This is a genomic window from Micromonospora antibiotica, assembly GCF_017599305.1.
In the GTDB taxonomy this organism is placed as follows: domain Bacteria; phylum Actinomycetota; class Actinomycetes; order Mycobacteriales; family Micromonosporaceae; genus Micromonospora; species Micromonospora antibiotica.
Genome location: NZ_JAGFWR010000011.1, coordinates 1 through 22,321, shown reverse-complemented (window position 1 = coordinate 22,321; position 22,321 = coordinate 1). Strand labels below are relative to the sequence as shown.

Sequence of the window (22,321 nt, the reverse complement as noted above, 5' to 3'; positions counted from 1 at the left end):
GGCGCGGCGCGGGATGAGCGGGGGTGGGTTCCGCCCGGCGGGCGGGGCGGAGCGGACTAACGTCTGCGGGATGAGTCACGGCTTCGAGACGCTCGCCATCCACGCCGGCCAGGACCCGGAGGCCCGCACCGGCGCGGTGATCCCCCCGATCTACCAGACCAGCACGTACGCCCAGGACGCCGTCGGAGCGCCCCGGCAGGGCTACGAGTACAGCCGCTCCGGCAACCCCACCCGCGACGCGCTCCAGGAGTGCCTGGCCGCGCTGGAGGGGGGTCGGGTCGGGCTCGCCTTCGCCAGCGGCCTGGCCGCCGAGGACACCCTGCTGCGGACGGTCTGCTCGCCCGGCGACCACGTGGTGATCCCCGACGACGCGTACGGCGGCACCTACCGGCTGTTCGCCCGGGTCGCCGAGCGGTGGGGGCTGACGTACACGCCGGCGAAGGTCTCCGACGTCGACGCGGTCCGGGCCGCGATCCGCCCCGAGACGAAGATCGTCTGGGTGGAGACGCCGACGAACCCGCTGCTCGGCATCGCCGACATCGCCGCCCTGGCCGGGATCGCGCACGAGGCCGGGGCGCTGCTGGCGGTCGACAACACGTTCGCCTCGCCGTACCTGCAGCAGCCGCTCGCGCACGGCGCGGACGTGGTGGTGCACTCCACCACCAAGTACGTCGGCGGGCACTCCGACGTGGTCGGTGGCGCGTTGATCGTCGCCGATCCGACCCTCGGCGACGAGCTGCGTTACCACCAGAACGCGATGGGCGCGATCAACGGCCCGTTCGACGCCTGGCTGACCCTGCGCGGCATCAAGACCCTCGGGGTACGGATGGACCGGCACTGCGACAACGCCGAACGGATCGCCGCCTTCCTCGACGGGCACGCCAAGGTCGCCCAGGTCATCTACCCGGGCCTGCCGTCGCACCCCGGACACGAGGTGGCCGCCAAGCAGATGCGCCGGTTCGGCGGGATGATCTCCTTCCGGGCCGCCGGGGGTGAGGAACACGCCGTGCAGGTCTGCAACCGGGCCGGGCTGTTCGTCCTCGCCGAGTCGCTCGGCGGGGTGGAGTCCCTGATCGAGCACCCGGGTCGGATGACACACGCAAGTGCTGCCGGCTCGCCGCTTGAAGTTCCCGGCGATCTCGTGCGACTGTCTGTCGGCATCGAGACGGTCGACGACCTGCTCGCCGATCTGGAGCAGGCGCTGGGCTGACCGCGGGCTGGGGAGAAGGTGGCCGTGCAGGACATCATGCCGACCTGGGTGGGGGCGACCGCCAAGCAGATCGCCCGGGGCGTACGCCGGGGCGACGTCTCCGCCACCCAGGTCGTCGCCGACCACCTGGACCACGTCGGGCGGGTCGACGGCGCCCTCTCCGCGTTCCGGGTGGTCCGGGGCGGCGAGGCGATCACCGAGGCGGAGAAGGTCGACGAGCAGGAGGAGTTGGCGAACCTCCCGCTCGCCGGGGTGCCGGTGGCGGTCAAGGAGAACACCCCGGTCGCCGGCCTGCCCACCTGGAACGGGTCGGTCGTGGCGCGTACCCCGGTGGCGGAGGCCGACCACGAGGTGGTGCGCCGGTTGCGCGGCGCGGGTGCGGTGATCCTCGGGGTGACCCGGATGCCGGAGCTGGGACTCTGGGCGATCACCGACGACGCGACCGCCGTCACCCGTAACCCGTGGGACCTGCGGCGTACCCCCGGGGGGTCCTCCGGCGGGGCCGCCGCGGCGGTCGCGGCCGGGCTGGTGCCGATCGCGCACGGCAACGACGGGCTGGGCTCGATCCGCATCCCGGCCGCCTGCTGCGGCCTGGTCGGGCTCAAGCCCGGCCGGGGTGTGGTCCCGTGCCAGCTCGGCGCGGAGGACTGGTTCGGGCTGACCGAGCACGGCATGCTCACCACCACGGTCGCCGATGCCGCCGTCGGCTTCCAGGTGCTCGCCGGGCGTCGCCCGGACAAACTGGTCCCGCCGCCCCGGCTGCGGGTCGGCGTGTCGCTGCGTTCGCCGGTGCGCGGTGTGTCGCCGGACGCGCCCAACCGGGACGCGGTGGCCGCCGCCGGCCGGCTGCTCGCCGCCGCCGGCCACGACACCGTGCCCGCCGACCCGGTCTACCCGACCTCGCTCGGCCTGCAGGGCATCGCCACCTGGCTCGCCGCCGCCGCAGCGGACGTGCGGGCCGCCGGCATCGACCGGCGCGGCCTGCAACGGCGCAGCCGCCGGCACGTGGCGCTGGGGGAGTGGGCGCAACGCCGGGGGTACGTGCGGGAGGCCGACCGGGCCGCCTGGCGCGACCGCTCCGTCGGTTTCTTCACCGACCACGCGGTCGACCTGCTGCTCACCCCGGCGCTGGCCGGGCCGCCGCCGGAGGCCACCGCCTGGTCCGGCCGGTCCTGGCTGGCGAACATGAGGACCAGCATCCGGTACGCCCCGTTCGCCGCCCCGTGGAACGTCGCCGGCCTGCCGTCGATCGTGGTGCCGGTGGGCCGCCGCCCGGACGGCCTGCCGGTCGCCGCGCAACTGGTCGGCCCGCCCGGGTCGGAACTGCTGCTGCTCGGTGTCGCCGGGCAGTTCGAGATGCAGGCCCCCTGGACCCGGCACGCCCCCGGCTATCCCCGGGTCGACACGGGCTCCCCGGCAGTCGCCTGACCCGTCCGCCTGCCCGCCTGACCCGTCCGCCTGACCGTCCCGTGCCGGGCCGTCGGTGCCGGGCGGGCCCACCTGGTCCGGGTCGTCGGCCGGCTGACCCCGGCGAGACCACCAGCGGTCGGTGAGCGCGTCGTCGCCGCTGGTGGCGGGCGGTGTCGCCGCCGGTGCCGCCGGGGGCGGGTGGCACGATCGGGGCATGACGGAACTGGTCGACCTCGCCGACGTACGGGCCGCCCGGGAACTGCTCACCGGGGTCACCCGGACCACCCCGTTGGAGCCGTCCCGGCCGCTGAGCGCGGCGCTGGCCGGCCCGGTCTGGCTCAAGTGCGAGAACATGCAGCGCGCCGGCTCCTACAAGGTGCGCGGCGCGTACGTGCGGATCTCCCGGCTGTCGGCGCAGGAGCGGGAGCAGGGTGTGGTCGCGGCCAGTGCCGGCAACCACGCCCAGGGGGTGGCCCTCGCCGCCGGCCTGGTCGGAACCCACGCCACCGTCTTCATGCCGGTCAACGCCCCGCTGCCCAAGGTGGCCGCCACCAAGGGGTACGGCGCCCGCATCGAGCTGGTGGGCAACACCGTGGACGAGTCGTTGGTGGCCGCGCAGACCTTCGCCGAGCGCACCGGCGCGGTGTTCATCCACCCGTTCGACCACCCGGACGTGATCGCCGGCCAGGGCACCGTCGCCCTGGAGATCCTCGAACAGTGCCCCGAGGTCCGGACGATCATCACCGGGGTCGGTGGCGGTGGCCTGATCTCCGGGATGGCGGTGGCCGCGAAGGCGCTGCGACCCGACGTGCGGATCATCGGCGTGCAGGCGGCCAGCGCCGCCGCGTTCCCGCCCTCGCTGGCCGCCGGGGAACCGGTCCGGCTGCCGGCGTTCGCCACCATCGCCGACGGCATCGCGGTCGGCCGGCCAGGTGAGATCACCTTCAGTCACGTCCGTACGCTCGTCGACGAGATGGTCACCGTCAGCGAGGAGGACATCTCCCGGGCGCTGCTGATGCTGCTGGAGCGGGGCAAGCAGGTGGTCGAGCCGGCCGGTGCGGTCGGGGTGGCCGCGCTGCTGGCCGGCGTCGTGCAGGTGGACACCCCCACGGTCGCGGTGCTCTCCGGCGGCAACATCGACCCGCTGCTGATGATGCGGGTGATCGAACACGGTCTCGCCGCAGCGGGCCGATACCTGCGGGTCACCGTGCGCTGCTCGGACCGGCCGGGTCAGCTCGCCTTACTGCTCACCGAGATCGCCGGGCACCGGGCGAACGTGGTCGACGTGGAACACCAGCGGGCCAATCCGCACCTGCGGCTCGGTGAGGTGGAGGTGGCCCTGTCGGTGGAGACCCGGGGCGTCGAGCACTCCGACACCCTGATCAGTGCCCTACGGGCCAGTGGCTACCAGGTGGTCCTGACGACCGAGGCGTGACACCCCGGCGGGTGCCACGCCTCGTGCGTACCGATGGATCGTCGTCGGGTCGCGCGGACCCGGCGGCGGTACGGCTCAGCCGGAGAACGGCTCGAAGCTGACGATCGTCACCTTGATGTCCGCGCCGCTGGGCGCGGTGTAGGTGCAGGCCTGGCCGGGTCGACCGCCCAGGATGGCCCTGCCCAGCGCCGACTCCGGGCTGTAGACCGTCAGGTCGGTGGTGGCGGCGATCTCCCGCGACCCGAGCAGGAACGTCTCGGTGTCGTCCTTGTCGTCGTCGAAGTAGATCGTCACGACCATGCCGGGCGACACCACGTCGGCCGTCGGCGCCTCGCCCACCTGGGCGGTGCGCAGCAGCTCCTTGAGGTAGAGGATCCGGCCCTCGGCCTTGCCCTGCTCCTCGCGGGCGGCGTGGTAGCCACCGTTCTCCCGCAGGTCGCCCTCTTCCCGCCGGGCGTTGATCTCGGCGGCGATGACCGGCCGGTTGGCGATCAGCTCGTCGAGCTCGGCCTGGAGGCGGTCGTGCGCGTCCTGGGACAGCCAGGTGGCGGGCGCCTTGTTGTCATTGGTGGACACAGGCGTACTCCTCGGATGTGCGTGCTGGCTGACAGGTGACTTACCAACCTACCAGTGGCCGGCACGTGTGGGCGTCGTTGATCAGCCGGTCGGGTGGGAGCAGCGTGCCGCCCGCCCGCCGTGGCGTCGCCGCGCCCTGGTCAACCGTGGTGTTCAGCCCGCCGGACGGCAGCGGACCACTTCGCCGATGAACGGACGCTCGGTGGTCGCCACCCGGTGCCGGGCGGTGACGTGCCGCTGGCCGGGGGACGCGGTCACGGTGACCTCCTCGTGCCCCACCTCGACGCCGGCGTGCGAGCGGGCCCGCACCAGACACACCGCCGAGCCGCCCTCGGGCACGGTCACCCGGAAGTCGACCCGCACGCCGGTGTCGCTGGCATCGGTGTAGGTGATCACCTCGGGCCGGTATTCCGGGTCGCCGTAGCGCTGGTAGAGCTGCGTCGCGGCCAGGACCAACCCGGCGATCAGCACGGCCACCAGTGCCCAGCTCAGCGCCGGGCGTCGACGCCCGGGCTCCCGCCGGCGGCCGTACCGGCCGGGCGGGAACACCGGCGCGGCCGAGGGAACTGTGGCGTGCGTCTCGGTCACCGGCGGGCATCTCCTGGCGTTGTTGTCGGTCGCGTCGGCAAGAATGACAGGGTCCATCTTCCCAGCCCGGGGCCGGGCCCGGAACGGCAGGTCGGCAGCCGCGCCGACAGGTCACCGCGGCGGGTCGGGCGAGCGACCCGGACCGGGCCGCCGGCGGGCACAGACGAGGAGCGCCCACGTTGGCAGAGAAGCTGCGGCTCATGGCCGTGCACGCACACCCGGACGACGAGTCCAGCAAGGGTGCCGCCACCATGGCGAAATACGTCGCCGAGGGGGTGGACGTGCTGGTCGTGACGTGCACCGGGGGCGAACGCGGCAGCGTGCTCAACCCCAAGCTCGACCGCCCCGACGTGTGGGCCAACATCGGTGAGATCCGGCGGGCCGAGATGGACGCCGCCCGGGCGATCCTCGGCGTCGAGCAGGCCTGGCTGGGCTTCGTCGACTCGGGCCTGCCCGAGGGTGACCCGCTGCCGCCGTTGCCCGAGGGCTGCTTCGCCCTCCAGGACGTCGAGGTGGCGGCCGGGCCGCTGGTCAAGCTGATGCGGGAGTTCCGTCCGCACGTCGTCACCACGTACGACGAGGAGGGCGGCTACCCGCACCCCGACCACATCATGTGCCACAAGGTCAGCGTGGCCGCGTTCGAGGCGGCCGGCGACCCGACCCGGTACCCGGAGCTGGGCGCCCCCTGGCAGCCGTTGAAGCTCTACTACGACATCGGCTTCTCCAAGGGCAGGATCCTGGCCCTGCACGAGGGCACGCTGGCCGCAGGCCTCCCCTCACCGTACGAGGACTGGCTCAAGCGCTGGGACGAGCGGCCGGACAAGGGTGCGCGGATCACCACCCGGGTGCAGTGCGCGGAATACTTCCCGGTCCGCGACGACGCGCTGCGCGCCCACGCCACCCAGGTCGACCCGGACGGCTTCTGGTTCCACGTGCCGATGGAGGTCCAGCAGCACGCCTGGCCGACGGAGGACTTCCAACTCGCCCGCTCGACGGTCGACTCCCCGCTGCCCGAGTCCGACCTGTTCGCCGGGGTACGGGAAGCCGCCCATGCCGGGTGACCGGCGGCCGGGGCTACGCTGACACTCCACCGCACATCGGAGAAATGCCATGCTCAACACTGTCCAGGTGCTCGCGGAGAACAACTTCGGGGACACCCGCACGGGTGGTCTGGCCGGGCCGATGGGCCTGTTCCTCATCCTGCTCCTCGGCACCGCCACCGTGCTGCTGATCCGCAACATGAACTCCCGGCTGCGCCGGTTGCCCGAGCGGTTCCCCCAGCAGGGCGGCCCGGTCGGGGCCGACCGGACCGATTCGTCGGCCACCGGTCCGTCGGACGGGACGACCGGGCAGGAATCACGTACGAACCTGCCGAGCGGCCACCAGCAGCCCTGAGTGGGATGACGGGGGCGTGAATCACGCTTATCAGGGTCGTCGACCCCTGTTGCGGCCACCCGGATTGGCTTAGCCTTCCGCCGGGGGACGAAAGTCCCTGAGCCGTGCGCGGGAGGGGGTGCCATGACCGTCGTAGCCGCGTCCGTCCGTCGCGCCGTCGACGGCCCCGCGGACGGAGCCGGGCGGTGACCTCCGGCAGGGCCGGCGCGTCCGACGACGGGCCGGAGCCGCCGGACACCCCGCTGCGGGTACGTGTCCTCACCCTCGCCGTGACCCTGACCGCGTTGGTGGCGGTGGCGCTCGGCCTGCGCCTGCCGACCGTCCTGCCGCCCGACGACCCGCTCCCCGCGGTCGCCCGGTTCGGCATCGTCGTCGCCGTGTTCGCGATGTCCCAACTCGCCCGGTTGCGGTTCCGCACCGCCACCGGCATGGTGAGCATCACCTGGGGCGAGGCGGCCCTGATCGTCTGCCTCTATCTCGCGCCAGCCGGCTGGTTGCCGGCCGCAGCGCTGCTCGGCACCGGTGTGGCCTGGACGACCATGTCACTGGCCGCCGACCGCCGTCCCCCGGTGGAGCTGCTGCGGATCGCCGCCTCGCTGACCGCAGCCACCGCGCTCGCCGTCGCCGTCGCCACCGCCCTCGGTCAGCCGTTGCTGGCCGGCCCCACCCCGGCCCTCGTGCCCGCCCTGGTCGCCGGCGCGGTCACCTACCTGCTCACCACCGCCGGGCTGGGCGGGGCCACCCTCGCCCTGCGGCACGGCGTGGCGGTCGGTCCGGCGCTGCTCGTCGCCCTGCGCGGCAAGGTGCTGATGTTCGTCGGCAACGTGGTGGTCGGGCTGGTCGTGGTGGCCCTGCTGGAGGTCGACCCGCGCTGGTTGCTGCTGCTCCCACCGCTGCTCTGGCTGCTCCAGCAGACCTACCGGCACCGGCTGCGCGCCGACCAGGAACAGCGCACCTGGCGGGCCTTCGCCGAGGCCACCGCCGCGCTCAACCAGCTCGACGAGCGCGGGGTGGCCACGGCGGCGGTCACCGGCGCGCTGGCCCTCTTCGGTGCCGAACTGGTGGACGTGGACGTGGCCCGGGGTGACGGCCGCTGGCGGCGTTACCGGGGCGACGCCTCGGGGCAGGTGGCCGACCGGGAGACCGGGCCACCCGCCGGGGCCACCGTGGACACCCACGAACTGGTCCGGCCGCTCGTCGTCGGCGACGTCCAGGTCGGACAGTTGCGGGTCCGGTTCCCCTCCACCGGGCCGCCGAACGACCGGGAACGCGACGCGGTGGCCGCCTACTCCGACGCGTTGGCCGCCGCGCTGCACGACGCGGCGACCCATCGGGAGTTGCGGCTGGTCAGCGCCCGCTCGTCGTACGACGCGGTGCACGACGCGCTGACCGGGCTGGTCAACCGGACGGCCATGCTGACCAAGGGCGACCAGGCGTTGCGGCAGCTCGTCCACGATCATCCGGTGGCCCTGCTGCTGCTCGACATCGACCAGTTCAAAGAGGTCAACGACACCCTCGGGCACGCGGCCGGCGACCAGCTGCTGCGGCTCACCGGCAACCGGCTGGGCACCCTGACCCGCCCCGGCGACCTGCTCGCCCGGCTCGGCGGCGACGAGTTCGCCCTGCTGCTGACGTCGGTCCCGGTGATCGGCGACCGGGCCGCCCCGATGGCGTACGCGCTGCGGCAGGCCCGGGAGATCGCCGAGCGGCTGGCCGCGCCGACCGAGGTGGCCGGGGTGCGGATGTCGGTCGAGGTGTCGGTGGGGGTGGTGGTGGCCGGTGCGGGCACCGCCGACCTGACCGAGCTGCTGCGCCGGGCCGACATCGCCATGTACCAGGCGAAGGAGGGCGGCGGCAGCGTCGCCGCGTACGACAGCACCCGGGACGCGGCCAGCACCGACCAGTTGGCCCTGCTGGCCGAATTGCGGGAGGCGTTGCAGGCCGACGACCAGCTGGTGCTGGCCCTGCAACCGGCGGTCGACCTGGCCACCGGCGCACCGACCGGGGTGGAGGCGCTGATCCGCTGGCGGCATCCCCGGCGGGGCTGGCTCAGCCCGGCCGACTTCATCCGCCCGGTGGAGAACAGCGAACAGCTCGGCACGTTCACCCGGTACGTGCTGGACAAGGCGCTGTCGGTGGCCGCCGAGTGGGCCCGCGACGGGCTGGACGTGCCGATCTCGGTGAACCTCTCGGCCCGCAGCCTGCTCGACCCCCGGTTGCCGGCGGAGATCGCCGACGCCCTGCGTCGCCACCAGGTGCCGCCGCACCGGTTGGTCCTGGAGATCACCGAGACGGTGGTGATGAGCGAGCTGGAGGTGATCGACGAGGTGCTGGCGAACCTGCGGTCGATGGGCGTCCAGTTGGCCGTCGACGACTTCGGCACCGGGTTCTCGTCGCTGTCGTTCGTGACCCGGATCGCGGTCGACGAGTTGAAGGTGGACCGGTCCTTCGTGATCCGGATGGCCGACTCACCGGAGGCGGCGGCGATCGTCCGGGCCACCGTCGGCCTCGCCCACGAGTTGGGGCTGCGGGTGGTCGCCGAGGGCGTGGAGACGGCTGAGCAGCGGGCCGCACTGGTGGCATTGGGCTGCACCGCCGCCCAGGGCTACCACTTCTTCAAGCCGATGCCGGCCGACAAGATCGGCGCGGTGCTCGGCTCGCTGCGCGACTCCGCCGAGTCGAACGTCTTCCCCCTCCGCGCCGACGGCGCCTCCTGACCCCACAACCCCCACCCCTCCTCGGGCGCGTGCCGACGCCCGTCCTCGGGCGTGTGGCGACGCCCGTCCTCAAGTGTGTGGCGATGCCTGTCCTCGGGGTGTGGCGATGCCCGTTCTCGGGCGTGTGGCGACCCCCGTCCTCGGGGTGTGGCGATGCCCGTTCTCGGGCGTGTGGCGACCCCCGTCCTCGGGGTGTGGCGACGTCCGTCCTCGGGGGCGTGCCGACGCCCGTCTTCGGGTGTGTGGCGAAGCCCGTCCTCGGCGTGTGGCGACGGCATGATCGTGCTCGATCCACGATGTAGTGGTCTCGGCGGGTTCTGAGGCCACTACAACCAGGATCGAGCACGATCTTGCGGCGGGCGGCGGGCGGCGGGCGGCGGGCGGCGGGCGGCGGGCGGCGCGGCGGCGCGGCGGCGCGGCGGAGCGGCGGAGCGGCGGAGCGGCGGAGCGGGGTGGCGGCCGGCGGGGCGGAGACGGGGTGGCCCGCGTGCCTACGTCGGAACGCGGGCCATCCTGGCGGTGGGCGGGTCAGCCTCTGGGGAGGACCTCGCCGACCACCGCCGGCAGTGCGGCCCAGTCGGCGGAGGCGACGCTGGCGTGGGCGGCGGCGAGCTGCGCGAGGCGGGCGCGGGCGGCCACCGGATCGGTGTTGCCGACCGCCGGGGGGACGTTCTGCGCGTCGGTCATCACCAGCAGGTAGTGGTTGGTGTCGTACCAGGAGGTGTCGATCCCGCCGGTGACGTAGGCCGACGCGTCGCCGTCGAACAGGACGAACCACGGGCGCAGGCTGGTGTCGGCGTACCGGCTGCGCGGGTCGCCGGACTGGGCCCGGTGCACCGCCGGGAACGCCTGCGCCTGACCGAGGGTGCCCGCCGCCGCCAGGCCGGCCAGGTACTGGGCGTACTCGATGTCGGTCCACAGGGTGTCGGTGGGGTTGCCCTCCTCGACGGTGCCGGGGATCAGCTCCACGATCACCTTGCCGGCGAGTTGCGCCCGGGTCGGCCAGGCGTTCGCGCGGGCGGCGGCGTCCAGGGTGGCGTACCCGCCGCGCAGGTCGGCGGGGCGGAACACCCGGCTGCCGAGGCGGGCGGCGAGCACCGCGTCGAGCTGGACGGGCCCCTGCCCGGTACGGCTGCTGAAGCCGGTCTTCAGCTCCAGTTTGAGTTGGAGCGGCCCGGCGTCGGGGTGGGCGTCGAACCAGAGCCGGATGTCGTCGAGGCAGTGCTCCAGGTTCTTGTTGCGGGTGCCGGTGTAGAGCTGCGCGGGGGTGCTGGCGGCGACGCAGTTGTTGTCGTTGCCCAGCGGGTTGGAGTGGCTGACCCGCCACTGCTTGGTGATGATGTCCGGCCAGACGTCCAGTTCGATCATTCCGGGGCGGGCGTCGAGCGCCTGCGCCAGATAGGTGTACGTCCCGCGTTCGTACGCGTTGTGCGTGCCGACCACGGTGGTCGCCGAGACCCGGGTGCCGGGGTCCACGGCGGCCGAGGCGGGGGCGGCGGTGCTGAACACCGCTGTGGCCACCGCGACCGACGTGAGCGCCGACAGGAGACGGGAACCGCGCATGGGGGTACCTCCTCGCGGGCCGGTGCCGATCACCGCACCCGCACAGATCAAAGACGATGAATGTGAACGGGGGAAGGCCCGGTTTCGGCGGGACGGGTGCGCCCGGGGGTGGATAGGGTCGTCGGGTGAATCGACTCGCCCAGGCCACCTCGCCGTACCTGCTCCAGCACGCCGACAACCCGGTCGACTGGTGGCCGTGGTGCGACGAGGCGTTCGCCGAGGCGAAGCGGCGGGACGTCCCGGTGCTGATCTCGGTGGGCTACGCCGCCTGCCACTGGTGCCACGTGATGGCCCACGAGTCGTTCGAGGACGAGACGGTCGGCGCGCTGGTCAACGCCGGTTTCGTGGCGATCAAGGTGGACCGGGAGGAGCGGCCCGACGTCGACGCCGTCTACATGACCGCCACCCAGGCGATGACCGGCCAGGGCGGGTGGCCGATGACGGTCTTCGCCACCCCTGACGGCACCCCGTTCTTCTGCGGCACGTACTTCCCGAAGCCCAACTTCGTCCGGCTGCTGGAGTCGGTGGGCACCGCGTGGCGGGAGCAGCGGGAGGCCGTACTGCGGCAGGGTGCGGCGGTGGTCGAGGCGATCGGCGGCGCCCAGGCCGTCGGCGGCCCCACCGCCCCGCTCACCGCCGACCTGCTCGACGCCGCCGCCACCCAACTCGCCACCGAGTACGACGAGACCAACGGCGGTTTCGGCGGCGCACCGAAGTTCCCGCCGCACATGAACCTGCTGTTCCTGCTCCGGCACCACCGGCGCACCGGGTCGGCGCGCAGCCTGGAGATCGTCCGGCACACCGCCGAGGCGATGGCCCGGGGCGGCCTGTACGACCAGCTCGCCGGGGGGTTCGCCCGCTACTCGGTGGACGCCCACTGGACGGTGCCGCACTTCGAGAAGATGCTCTACGACAACGCCCTGCTGCTGCGGGTCTACACCCAGCTGTGGCGGCTCACCGGCGACCGGCTGGCCCGTCGGGTGGCCCGGGACACCGCCCGGTTCCTCGCCGACGAGCTGCACCGCCCCAGTGACGGTTTCGCCTCCGCGCTCGACGCCGACACCGACGGGGTGGAGGGCCTCACCTACGCCTGGACCCCGGCCCAGCTCGTCGAGGCGCTCGGCGAGGACGACGGCCGCTGGGCCGCCGACCTGTTCGACGTCACCGGGGCGGGCACCTTCGAGCACGGCACGAGCGTGCTGCGGCTGGCCCGGGACGTCGACGACGCCGACCCGCAGATCCGGGCCCGGTGGCGCAGCGTGGTGGGCCGCCTGCTGGCCGTCCGGGACACCCGCCCCCAACCGGCCCGCGACGACAAGGTGGTGGCCGCCTGGAACGGCCTGGCGGTCACCGCGCTCGTCGAGTTCGTCCAGGTCGCCGCGCTCTACGCCGACCCCGACGACGAGGACGCCAACCTGATGGACGGGGTCGCCATCGTCGCCGACGGGGCGCTGCGCGACGCCGCCGAACACCTGGCCGGCGTGCACCTGGTCGACGGCCGGCTCCGCCGGGCCTCCCGGGACCGGACGGTCGGCGAGCCGGCCGGTGTGCTGGAGGACTACGGCTGCGTGGCCGAGGCGTTCTGCGCGGTGCACCAGCTCACCGGCGAGGGACGCTGGCTGGAGTTGGCCGGTGGCCTGCTGGATGTGGCGCTGGCCCGGTTCGCCGCCTCCGACGGCGGTTTCTACGACACCGCCGACGACGCCGAACGGCTGGTCACCCGGCCGGCCGACCCGACCGACAACGCCACCCCGTCGGGCCGGTCGGCGATCGTGGCGGCGCTGACCGCGTACGCGGCGTTGAGCGGGGAGACCCGCTACCGGGAGGCGGCGGAGGCGGCCCTGTCGACCGTCGCACCGATCGTCGGCCGGCACGCCCGGTTCACCGGGTACGCGGCGTCCGCCGGGGAGGCGCTGCTGTCCGGGCCGTACGAGATCGCGGTGGTCACCGACGACCCGGCCGGGGACCCGCTGGTCGCCGCCGCGCACCGGCACGCCCCACCCGGTGCGGTGGTGGTCGCCGGCCGGCCCGACCAGCCCGGGGTGCCGCTGCTCGCCGACCGGCCGCTGGTCGACGGGCGGCCCACCGCGTACGTCTGCCGGGGGTTCGTCTGCCAACGGCCGGTGACCTCGGTCGAGGACCTGGTCGCCCAGCTCACCTGACTGATCCGCCCTGCCCCGGCGGGCCGTCGGCTGCCGGACGGGCCTGCGTCGTCCGGCGGCCGTTCCCGGCCGATGATCCACCTGACCCCGGTCCGCCCGGGCTCCGGGCTGGCGGGTGGACGGCCACCGGCCAGGGACGGGTGGCCCTCGGGTCGGCCGGCGCTGCGGCCCGGATAGGCTGGTGGCGCTATGGATTCCCGTACCGGTCTGCCCGTCGTCGGCATGGTGGGTGGCGGCCAACTGGCCCGGATGACCCACCAGGCCGCCATCGCCCTCGGCCAGTCACTGCGCGTGCTGGCGCTCGCCCCCGACGACGGTGCCGCGCTCGTCGCCACCGACGTGCAGTACGGCGACCACACCGACCTCGCCGCGCTGCGCACCTTCGCCAAGGGCTGCGACGTGGTCACCTTCGACCACGAGCACGTCCCGACGGAGCACATCCGCACCCTCGCCGCCGAGGGCGTGAAGCTCTTCCCGCCGGCCGAGGCGTTGTTGCACGCCCAGGACAAGCGGGTGATGCGGGAACGGCTCGGCGGGTTGGGCGCACCCAACCCGGCGTGGCGGCCGGTGGACGCCCCTGCGGACCTGCTCGCCTTCGGTGCGGAGCAGGGCTGGCCGGTGGTGCTCAAGGCGGCCCGGGGCGGCTACGACGGGCGCGGCGTGTGGCTGGTCGACGATGCCGGGCAGGCCGCCGAGTTGGCCGCCACCCTGCTCGCCGGGGGCACCTCGCTGATCGTCGAGGAGCGGGTGGCGCTGCGCCGGGAGCTGGCCGTGCAGGTGGCCCGCTCACCGTTCGGGCAGGTCGCCGCGTACCCGGTGGTGGAGACGGTGCAGCGGGACGGGATCTGCGTCGAGGTCCTCGCCCCCGCCCCCGACCTGGCGGAGGAGTTGGCGGTCGCCGCCCAGCAGCTCGCCATCGACCTGGCCACCGCGCTCGGTGTGGTCGGCCTGCTGGCGGTGGAGCTGTTCCAGACCGACACCGGGCTGGTCGTCAACGAGCTGGCGATGCGCCCGCACAACTCCGGGCACTGGACCATCGAGGGGGCCCGGACCTCGCAGTTCGAGCAGCACCTGCGGGCGGTGCTCGACTACCCGATGGGGGACACCGCGCTGACCGCCCCGGTGGTGGTGATGGCGAACGTGCTCGGCGGTGAGCCGGGCGGGATCTCCCTCGACGAGCGGCTGCACCACCTCTTCGCCGCCGAACCGGGTGCCCGGGTCCACCTGTACGGCAAGCAGGTCCGACCCGGCCGCAAGATCGGGCACGTCACGGTGCTCGGCAACGACCTGGATGACGTACGGGCGCGGGCCGCACGGGCCGCCCGTTGGCTGCGGGAGGGGCACGGGTGAGCACCGTCGGGCTGATCATGGGCAGCGACTCGGACTGGCCGGTGATGAGAGCCGCCGCCGACACGCTCGACGAGTTCGAGGTGCCGTACGAGGTGGCGGTGATCTCCGCGCACCGCACCCCGGTCAAGATGATCGAGTACGGCCGGGACGCCGCCGACCGGGGACTTCAGGTGATCATCGCCGGGGCGGGGGGTGCCGCCGCGCTGCCCGGCATGGTGGCCTCGGTCACCCCGCTGCCGGTGATCGGCGTACCGGTCCCGCTCAAGCACCTGGACGGAATGGACTCGCTGTTGTCCATCGTGCAGATGCCGGCCGGGATCCCGGTGGCCACCGTGTCGATCGGCAACGCCCGCAACGCCGGCCTGCTCGCGGTCCGCATCCTCGCGGCCACCGACCCGGCCCTGCGCGCCCGGATGGTCGCCTTCCAGGCCGACCTGGAGGACCTGGTCGCCGAGAAGGACGCCGCCCTCCGCGCCTCCCTGACCTGACCGACGCATCCGCCCCACCGACCCCGGGCTGCCCCGCCCGACGCTGCCGGGCGGGCTGCCTTCGCAGTGGGGGTGGTACTGCGGCATCCAGTCGTCGCCGACACCGCAAACTCGTCCAATTGAGTCGGTCACGCAAGCCACGCCACCCGGACGCCCGCGACCACCCGGCCCACTCAGCCCAGCCACCGGTCCGAACCCTGCCGTGACCCTCCGATTCATCTCATGGAGCGCAGGGCGGTCTGGAGCCGGTCCTGGGCGCGGCGGCGACGTTCGTTGCTCGCCCCGAGCACCAGCAGGACCAGGCCGACCGGGATGAGCACCAGCCACGGGCCGAGGCTGAACAGGGCGTGTACCGCCGCGATCGCGGTCACCGCCGCGCCGACGATCACCGGGGCCTGCTGCCGGCTGGTCGAGCCGAAGACGAGCACCGCCACCGCGCCGAGCAGCAGCAGCACCTGGCGCAGCATGCTGGAGTCGGTGGCCAGCACGATCGCCAGGGTCGGCACGAACGCCGCGACGAGTGCCGGGCCGTACGCCACCCAGCTGGACAGGTCGGGGCGGTGGCGCAACTCCAACATGCCGACCAGGAGGGCGAGCGCCGCGAACGGCAGCGTGTACGCCTCGGGCAGCGCCACGTCGGCGACCCGCATCAGGATCCACCAGGCGACGATCTCGCAGGCGACCACCGCCCAGAAGAGGATCCGCCGCTCCACCGGTCGCCGGCCCGGCCGGACGGCGGCCACCCCCAGCACGGCACCCCAGGCGGCGAGCAGGGCGGCGATGTGCCGGGGGGAGTCGAACGCCAGGGCCAGGGCGATGAGCGCGGCGGCGTACCCGCTCCACTCGACGGTGGCGGCCTCCCGGTGCGCCTCGGGCCGCCGTAGCCGGGGCAGCGTCGCGGCGAACACCTGCAACGCCGCGCCCACGGCGAGCACCCCGAACGCCGACCAGACGGCGGGGAAACCGGCCACCAGCCCGGCGGTGAGCACGAAGAGCTGCGCCATCAGCGAGGCGAACAGCCAGCCGAGGATGCGGGCCCGCCCGGTGGTGCCGAAGAACGCGGCGACGGCCCCGACGCCGACGGCGCCGCCCAGGGTGAACAGGGTCAGCCCCTCACTGGCCAGACTGCCGGCCAGCCCCGCGCCACCGCCGGCCAGCCCGATGACGAAGACCAGCACCCGGGCCAACCGCAGCGACCGGGCCCGCTCCGCCAGCGGGGGTGGCGGGGTCAACGCGAGGCCCAGCATCGAGATGGTGAATACGGCGAGGGCGGCCAGGGCGTTCTGCGGCCAGGCCATGCCCAGGGCGATCGGGGTGATCAGCAGCGTCACCGCCAGGCCCGGCAGCACCACCGGAACCGCCCGGGACCGACGCCCGCCGGACAGGCCGGTGGCGGCCAGCGCGGCGGTGCCGGTGAGCAGCAGCGCGGTGAGCACGTGCGTGGGGTCGACCAGTTCCGGTGGCGGGGTGCGCAGCTGCGGCGGTGGGCCCTGCCAGATGTGGGCGAGCATCCGGTGCGGCTCGACCAGCGCCACGAAGAGCAGCGGTGCGAGGGAGATCAGGGCCAGCACGGTGGGCACGGCCGCTGCGGCCAGCGCCCCGGCGGCGGGATCGACCCGCCAGCGTCGTTGCGTACCGTCGTCGGGCAGCCGGCGCAGCGCCCCGTCCAGCAGGACCGTCCAGCGGCGGGTCGGCTGGGCGGACCCGACCGGTGGCACGGTCGCCGCCCGGACCAGTTCGGCGAGCACCCCGAGCAGTGCGGCTGCGGCGGCGAACACCCCGGACGGCAGGTCGACGAAGATGGCGGCCAGCGCGCTGACGGTGGCTCCGCCGGCGATCGCCGCGCTCGCGTACGGCAGGTACTGCGGCACCTGGCGGCGGACGGCGGCCACGGCGGCGAGGCCGAAGCTGGACGCGGCCAACGCGGCGGTCAGCACCACCTGCGGCCCGTGGCCGAACTCGGCGGCGAGGGCGGCCACCGCACCGGGGAGCGTGAGCAGCGCGGCGGCGGTCGCCAGGCCACCGATCTGCACCAGGTGGGGCGGCATCCCCTCGGTCTCGACGTCGTCCACCAGGGAGGGGGCGACGGACCGGGCGACCGCCGCCACGGCCAGACCGATCAACGCGATGCCGCCCAGGGCGAGCGCGGTGGTCCACGGGCGCACCAGCCCGGCTCCGGCGGCGTGCAGCGCGACCACCCCGGCGACGGTGGCCCGGGACAGCCCGGCGCGCGGGTCGGCGGACGCCACGGCGGCCATGGCGAAGACGGTGGCGACGGTCAACCCCACCAGGACCGGTGACCACCAGGGCAGGTCGAAGGCGGCCGGGACGCCGATGGTGGCGAGCACCGCGCCGATGCCCGCCACGTCGTACTTCCAGGGGGTGGGGAGCAGGATCGCGGCGGCGAGCGCGAGCAGCGCCAGCGCGACCGGTGCCTGCCAGGCCGAGCCACCGGTCGGTGCGGCCGGCCAGGCGGTGAGGTCCCCGGCCCAGATGGGGCCGGGGGTGGCCAGCACACCCACGCCGCCGCGCAGCGTGGACCAGCCGGCCAGCACCCCGATCAGGGCGGCACCGACGGCGATGCCGAGCACCGGGCCGCGCCGCCACTCCTCGGGCATCGCCCGGGCGGCGACGGCGACCACCAGCACCAGCACGGCGGCGACCGCGAGCTGTCCACCGGGGGAGATCACCGCGGTGATCCGGGCCAGGGTGGCGATCAGTGCGGCGGTGACGGCGGCGGCGGCCAGGTCCGCGCCGTCCAGCGCCAGGTCGGAACGCCGACCCGCGTCGATCCGGCCGGCGAACAGCAGCAGCAGGGTGGCGATCAGCACCAGCCCACCGAGCCAGGCGTCGGCGGCGGTGCGCCCCGGGGCGAAGAAGGCGGCCCCGATCACCGCCAACGCGCCCAGCCCGGTGCCGACGGCGTGCGGCAGGCTCAGGTGCCGCTGCGACACCTGCATCATCGCCGCGTAGCCGAGGGTGACGCAGACGGCCAGGAAGCCCGCCGCGAGGATCGGCACCGTCAGTTCCCGCAGCACCCCCGGGGTGAGCGCCGGCCCGGACGGCTCGGTGGCCGCCACGAACGCGGTGACCGCGCCGGGCAGCGCGAACGCCGCCCCACCGGCCGCCCACCCGGACAGGACGTCGGCGGCGGCCGGGGCGATGCGTACCCGGGGCGCGAGCGCCACCAGTACGCCCGCCAGCATCAGCACGGCCAGTGCGGCGGCAGCCACCGACGGCCGGCTCAGGGCGGCACCGGCCCCGACGAACCCGACGACGGTGGCGGTGCCGGCGTGCACCACGGCCGCCCGGGTCGTGCCGGCGGAGATCCCGGCGACGCCGATCGCGACCGCCGCCAGCACCATCGGCCAGGGGGCCGCCACCCAACCCAGACCCAGTGAGGCGGGTACGGCCAGCGCGGTCAGGCCCGCGCCGACCACCGCGAACTCGCGGCGGATCTCCGGCGGCAGGGCCAGCACCGCCGCGACGGTGAGCAGCAGGGCGCTGGCGGCGAGCTGCCCGGCGGACGGCCCGGCCGTCGCGGCCACCTCGCCAGGGAACGCGGACAGGTCGGCCCGCCAGGCCGGCAGCGCCGCCTGGACCGGGGCCAGCCCGGCCCGCAGCGCACCGCCGGCCACCACCAGGCCGCTGACGGTCAGCGCCGCGGCGGAGGCGAGCTGCGGCCCCCGCCGGGCTGCTTCCGGTACGGCCCGCACGGCCAGCCCGGTCAACGTGATGACGGCGGCGATCAGCAGCAACGCCCGGTCCGGGAAGGCCACCGAGGCGATCCGCCCGAGCGCGCCGATCACGGCCAGGGTGAGGATGCCGGCTCCCACGTCCGGCAGCGGCGGGCGGCGCAGCAGCAGGGTGCCGGCCAGGGCCACCGCCGCGGCCAGCAGCAGCGCCGCACCCGCCCCGGTGGCTGCCGGTACGGTCTGCACCCGCAGCAGGGCGGTGACCGCGTACGCCAGGGCGAGCGCCACCGCCACCCCGTGCAGCAGCCAGGTCGCCTCGGGCAGCCCTGGTACCGGTCGGGCGGGCCCGGTCGGGGTGGCCGCCGAGCCGTCGAGGATCTCGCCCGTCTCCTCGGGTGCGCCCTCCGGCCGGCCGTCCGGGGTGACCCGCTGCCGGGGCGGGGCGGTGGTGCCGGCGGTCGCGGGTTCCGGTGGGGCCGGTCGTTCCCGCATGATGCCGGAGCGCACCAGCCCGAGGTCGAGCACGGCCACCACGGTGAACACCACCGCCCAGCCGGTCGGGCCGCTGATCCACCCGTACGCCAGCAGCGGCACCACGGGTTGGGCGGCCAGCACCGCCGCGAACCGGGGGGCCCGCAGGCCGGTGCCGACGGCGTAGGCGAGGGCGACCCCGGTGGTCAGCGCGAAGATCATCCCGGAGAAGACCGCGCCGGACGCGCCGATCCGGTCCACCGCCCACAGCGCGTACCCGGCCAGCGGCACCAGCAGCAGGCCGACCGTGGAGATCGTCTCGGCGGTGGAGGTCAGCCCCCGTTTGGCCAGCACCGGCGGGGCGAGCAGCAGCAGGACGGTGGCGACCAGCAGGATGCCGAGTCGGGCGAGGGCGTCCATCGAGCTGGTCGCGACGGCGGCGAAGACCACCGCGGCCACCGCCAGCACCAGTGCGCCCAGCCCGAGGGGGATGTTCTGCACCTCCCGGGAGGAGGCTTCGGCCGGGTGTTCCGGGTTGTCCGCGCCCAGCCAGGTGGCGGTCCGGTACGGCGGTGGGAGCGGGGGTTCGTCCGGACCGGCCGGAGTGCCCTGCCGGGGCACCCGGGGTGGCGCTCCGGTGGCGGCGGTCGGCGGTCGACGGCCCGGCTTGCGGCGCAGCACCCGGCGCGGGCGGGTGGCCTGCTTGACGCGTTCGTCACCGGCGTGGGCGAGGATGTCCCGCTGGAAGAGGGCGGCCTGCATCTTCGCGGCGATCTGCCGTTGTTCGCGGGCGATCTCGGCGTCGCGTGCCTTCATCTCCGCGATGGAGCGTTCGATGTCGGCCAGGTGTTCGCGCCACTGCGGTTGCTCGGCCCCGCAGTTGGGGCAGCGGGCCGCCGCCTTCATCTGCCGCCCGCACGAGGAGCACTGGAAGTTCTCCACGACATCCCTCCACCCGGCCGGCCGCACTGTGGACGCCGTCCCCACGCAGCATGCCCTGAGCGGGCGTGGATTTCGACACCTGCCGCTCCGTTAGGGGCACAAAAAACGCGTCGGTGCGGGAGTGTCACCTCCCGCACCGACGCGTTCCGGCGTCGTCAGGGGCGGCCCATGCCCCGGTATTCCCAGCCCGCCTGGGTCCACAGTGCCGCGTCGAGGCAGTTGCGGCCGTCCACGACCTTGCGCCCGGCGGCCAGTTCGCCGAGGGCCACCGGGTCGGCGTTGCGGAAGTCGGCCCACTCGGTGAGTACGCAGACCAGGTCGGCCCCGGAGACCGCGTCGTTCACGCTGTCCTCGAAGACCAGTTCCGGGGCGACCCGGCGGGCGTTCTCGGTGCCCTGCGGGTCGTACACGTGCACGTCGGCGCCGGCCTTGGCGAGCAGCGCGGCGACGGCGAGGGCCGGGGCGTCGCGGACGTCGTCGGTGTTGGGTTTGAAGGTCGCGCCGAGCACGGCGATGCGGGTGCCGGAGAAGTCCGGGCCGGCCGGGCCGGAGCGGCGGCCGAGCAGGTCGGCGGCGAGCTGGAGGACCCGGGTGCGGCGGCGCAGGTTGATCAGGTCGACCTCGTGCAGGAACCGCAGCGCCTCGCCGGCACCCAGCTCCTGGGCGCGGGCCTGGAAGGCGCGGATGTCCTTGGGCAGGCAGGCGCCGCCGAAGCCGAGGCCGGCCTGGAGGAACCGGTTGCCGATCCGGGGGTCGTAGCCGATGGCGCGGGCGAGCTGGGTGACGTCGCCGCCGCTGGCCTCGCAGACCTCGGCCATCGCGTTGATGAAGGAGATCTTGGTGGCCAGGAAGGCGTTCGCGGCGACCTTGACCAGTTCGGCGGTGGCGAAGTCGGTGACCACCAGCGGGACCTCCCGGTCCTCGGTGGCGGCCAGGTCGAAGACGCCCTTGTGGGCGGCGTAGAGCATGGCGTTGGCCCACTCGCTCTTGACGCCGACCACGATCCGGTTGGGGCGCAGCACGTCGTCGACGGCGAAGCCCTCCTGGAGGAACTCGGGGCTCCAGGCCACCTCGACGCCCAGGTCGGTCGGGGTGTGCTTGCCGACGAGCTGCTCCACCCACTCGGCGGTGCCGACCGGGACGGTGGACTTGCCGACGATCAGCGCCTTGCGGGTCAGCTGCTGGGCCAGGGCGGTCACCGACGCCTCGACGTACGACAGGTCGGCGCCCATGCCGTCGGCGCGCTGCGGGGTGCCGACGCAGATGAAGTGCACGTCGCCGAAGTCGGCGGTCTCGGCGATGTCGGTCGAGAACCGCAGCCGGCCGGCGGCCAGGTTACGCCGCAGCAGCTCGTCGAGGCCCGGTTCGTGGATCGGCACCTCGCCTGCGTTCAGCTTGGCGATCTTGTCGGCGTCGACGTCGAAGCCGAGCACCTCGTAGCCCAGTTCGGCATAGCAGATGGCGTACGTCGCGCCGAGGTAGCCGGTGCCCAGGAAGGTCACCCGGGGGCGGGGCGCACCCGAGGGGGGCGTCACCGGGGAGATGGTCGGCGCCGGCTGGATGTTCGGGTACGGGATCGTCACGCCTGTCTTCTCCGCTCGCGCTGGCGGCGCTTCACTGCGTCGCAATCGGCTGCGGCGCCTGGCCGGGCACCGATGGAAAAACCTGTCGTTCGGTCAGCGTAGTTGTGCGCTCTCGGGGGCCGTGCGGCGTGATCCTACCTGTCGGTAACATGACGGGGGTCGCGATGGCTATTCTTCAACCGCGGCAGTCGGCGGCCTGAGGGACGTCACAGACTGCGCATGATAGCCGTGAAATGGGAGGGTCGACATGGCCGCAGAGCAGACGTTCGACGTCTACCGGTTGCCCGAGGAGCACGACGCGGTCCGCGAGGCGGTCCGCGACGTCTGCGCCGCCAAGGTGGCCCCGCACGCGGCCGAGGCCGACGAGACCGGTGAGTTCCCCCAGTCGTCGTACGACGCGCTGCGGGCCGCCGACTTCCACGCCCCGCACATCCCCGTGGAGTACGGCGGTGCCGGCGCGGATGCCCTGGCCACCGCGATCGTCATCGAGGAGGTCGCGCGGGTCTGCGCGTCGTCGTCGTTGATCCCGGCGGTGAACAAGCTCGGCACGATGCCGTTGATCCTGGCCGGGTCCGAGGAGTTGAAGCAGCGTTACCTGACCCGGGTCGCCTCGGGTGAGGGGATGTTCTCGTACTGTCTGTCGGAGCCGGAGGCGGGCAGTGACGCGGCGTCGATGACGACGCGGGCGGTGCGTGATGGTGATCACTGGGTGCTCAACGGGGTGAAGCGGTGGATC

Annotated in this window: 15 protein-coding genes; 10 read left to right on the top strand and 5 right to left on the bottom strand. The window is 74.1% G+C overall.

The window, feature by feature from the left end; genetic code table 11:
• Window positions 1-70 precede the first annotated feature (70 nt).
• The 3 genes from JQN83_RS19210 to ilvA all read left to right on the top strand — a co-directional run bounded on the left by JQN83_RS19210 (window position 71) and on the right by ilvA (window position 4,055).
• Window positions 71-1,210 carry a cystathionine gamma-synthase gene (locus tag JQN83_RS19210; RefSeq protein ID WP_208568523.1) on the top strand — a complete coding sequence of 380 codons (1,140 nt, stop codon included), beginning with the start codon at window positions 71-73 and terminating at the stop codon, window positions 1,208-1,210.
• Between the two features lie 18 nt (window positions 1,211-1,228).
• Window positions 1,229-2,638: an amidase gene (locus JQN83_RS19205; RefSeq protein WP_208568522.1), complete on the top strand. Its 1,410-nt coding sequence runs from the start codon at window positions 1,229-1,231 to the stop codon at window positions 2,636-2,638.
• 196 nt (window positions 2,639-2,834) lie between these two features.
• Window positions 2,835-4,055, top strand: coding sequence for a threonine ammonia-lyase (ilvA, locus tag JQN83_RS19200; RefSeq protein ID WP_208568521.1), 1,221 nt, complete (start codon window positions 2,835-2,837; stop codon window positions 4,053-4,055).
• 75 nt (window positions 4,056-4,130) lie between these two features.
• Here ilvA and greA read toward each other — a convergent pair whose 3' ends face one another.
• A complete protein-coding gene (gene greA / locus JQN83_RS19195) occupies window positions 4,131-4,631 on the bottom strand; it encodes a transcription elongation factor GreA (protein ID WP_208568520.1) in 501 nt (166 codons plus the stop codon).
• Between the two features lie 153 nt (window positions 4,632-4,784).
• Window positions 4,785-5,219: a DUF4307 domain-containing protein gene (locus JQN83_RS19190; RefSeq protein ID WP_208568519.1), complete on the bottom strand. Its 435-nt coding sequence runs from the start codon at window positions 5,217-5,219 to the stop codon at window positions 4,785-4,787.
• A gap of 179 nt (window positions 5,220-5,398) precedes the next feature.
• Between JQN83_RS19190 and mca the strand changes: the two genes are divergently transcribed.
• The 3 genes from mca (at window position 5,399) to JQN83_RS19175 (ending at window position 9,331) form a co-directional block, all read left to right on the top strand.
• Window positions 5,399-6,280, top strand: coding sequence for a mycothiol conjugate amidase Mca (mca, locus tag JQN83_RS19185; RefSeq protein WP_208568518.1), 882 nt, complete (start codon window positions 5,399-5,401; stop codon window positions 6,278-6,280).
• Window positions 6,281-6,329: 49 nt separating this feature from the next.
• On the top strand, window positions 6,330-6,614 hold the full coding sequence (locus tag JQN83_RS19180) for a hypothetical protein (protein WP_208568517.1): 285 nt from the start codon (window positions 6,330-6,332) through the stop codon (window positions 6,612-6,614).
• 242 nt (window positions 6,615-6,856) lie between these two features.
• Window positions 6,857-9,331 (top strand): putative bifunctional diguanylate cyclase/phosphodiesterase, encoded by a 2,475-nt coding sequence (locus JQN83_RS19175; protein WP_244252792.1) that lies wholly within the window; start codon window positions 6,857-6,859, stop codon window positions 9,329-9,331.
• 528 nt (window positions 9,332-9,859) lie between these two features.
• Here JQN83_RS19175 and JQN83_RS19170 read toward each other — a convergent pair.
• Window positions 9,860-10,894: a phosphatidylinositol-specific phospholipase C domain-containing protein gene (locus tag JQN83_RS19170; RefSeq protein WP_208568515.1), complete on the bottom strand. Its 1,035-nt coding sequence runs from the start codon at window positions 10,892-10,894 to the stop codon at window positions 9,860-9,862.
• Window positions 10,895-11,019: 125 nt separating this feature from the next.
• On the opposite strand from JQN83_RS19170, the gene JQN83_RS19165 reads away from it, so the two are divergent.
• The 3 genes from JQN83_RS19165 to purE all read left to right on the top strand — a co-directional run bounded on the left by JQN83_RS19165 (window position 11,020) and on the right by purE (window position 14,894).
• Window positions 11,020-13,056: a thioredoxin domain-containing protein gene (locus JQN83_RS19165; protein ID WP_208568514.1), complete on the top strand. Its 2,037-nt coding sequence runs from the start codon at window positions 11,020-11,022 to the stop codon at window positions 13,054-13,056.
• A 189-nt stretch (window positions 13,057-13,245) separates the two neighbouring features.
• A complete protein-coding gene (locus JQN83_RS19160; protein ID WP_208568513.1) occupies window positions 13,246-14,406 on the top strand; it encodes a 5-(carboxyamino)imidazole ribonucleotide synthase in 1,161 nt (386 codons plus the stop codon).
• Window positions 14,403-14,894 carry a 5-(carboxyamino)imidazole ribonucleotide mutase gene (purE, locus tag JQN83_RS19155; RefSeq protein WP_208568512.1) on the top strand — a complete coding sequence of 164 codons (492 nt, stop codon included), beginning with the start codon at window positions 14,403-14,405 and terminating at the stop codon, window positions 14,892-14,894. The genes JQN83_RS19160 and purE overlap by 4 nt, the downstream gene beginning before the upstream one ends.
• Before the next feature lie 215 nt (window positions 14,895-15,109).
• Here the strand turns inward: purE and JQN83_RS19150 are convergent, their stop codons facing one another.
• On the bottom strand, window positions 15,110-20,002 hold the full coding sequence (locus tag JQN83_RS19150) for an SCO7613 C-terminal domain-containing membrane protein (protein WP_208568511.1): 4,893 nt from the start codon (window positions 20,000-20,002) through the stop codon (window positions 15,110-15,112).
• 155 nt (window positions 20,003-20,157) lie between these two features.
• Window positions 20,158-21,585, bottom strand: a complete 1,428-nt coding sequence (locus JQN83_RS19145; protein WP_208568510.1) for a UDP-glucose dehydrogenase family protein — start codon at window positions 21,583-21,585, stop codon at window positions 20,158-20,160.
• Window positions 21,586-21,832: 247 nt separating this feature from the next.
• On the opposite strand from JQN83_RS19145, the gene JQN83_RS19140 reads away from it, so the two are divergent.
• Window positions 21,833-22,321: acyl-CoA dehydrogenase family protein (locus JQN83_RS19140; RefSeq protein ID WP_208568509.1), on the top strand; the 489-nt coding region annotated here is incomplete at its 3' end.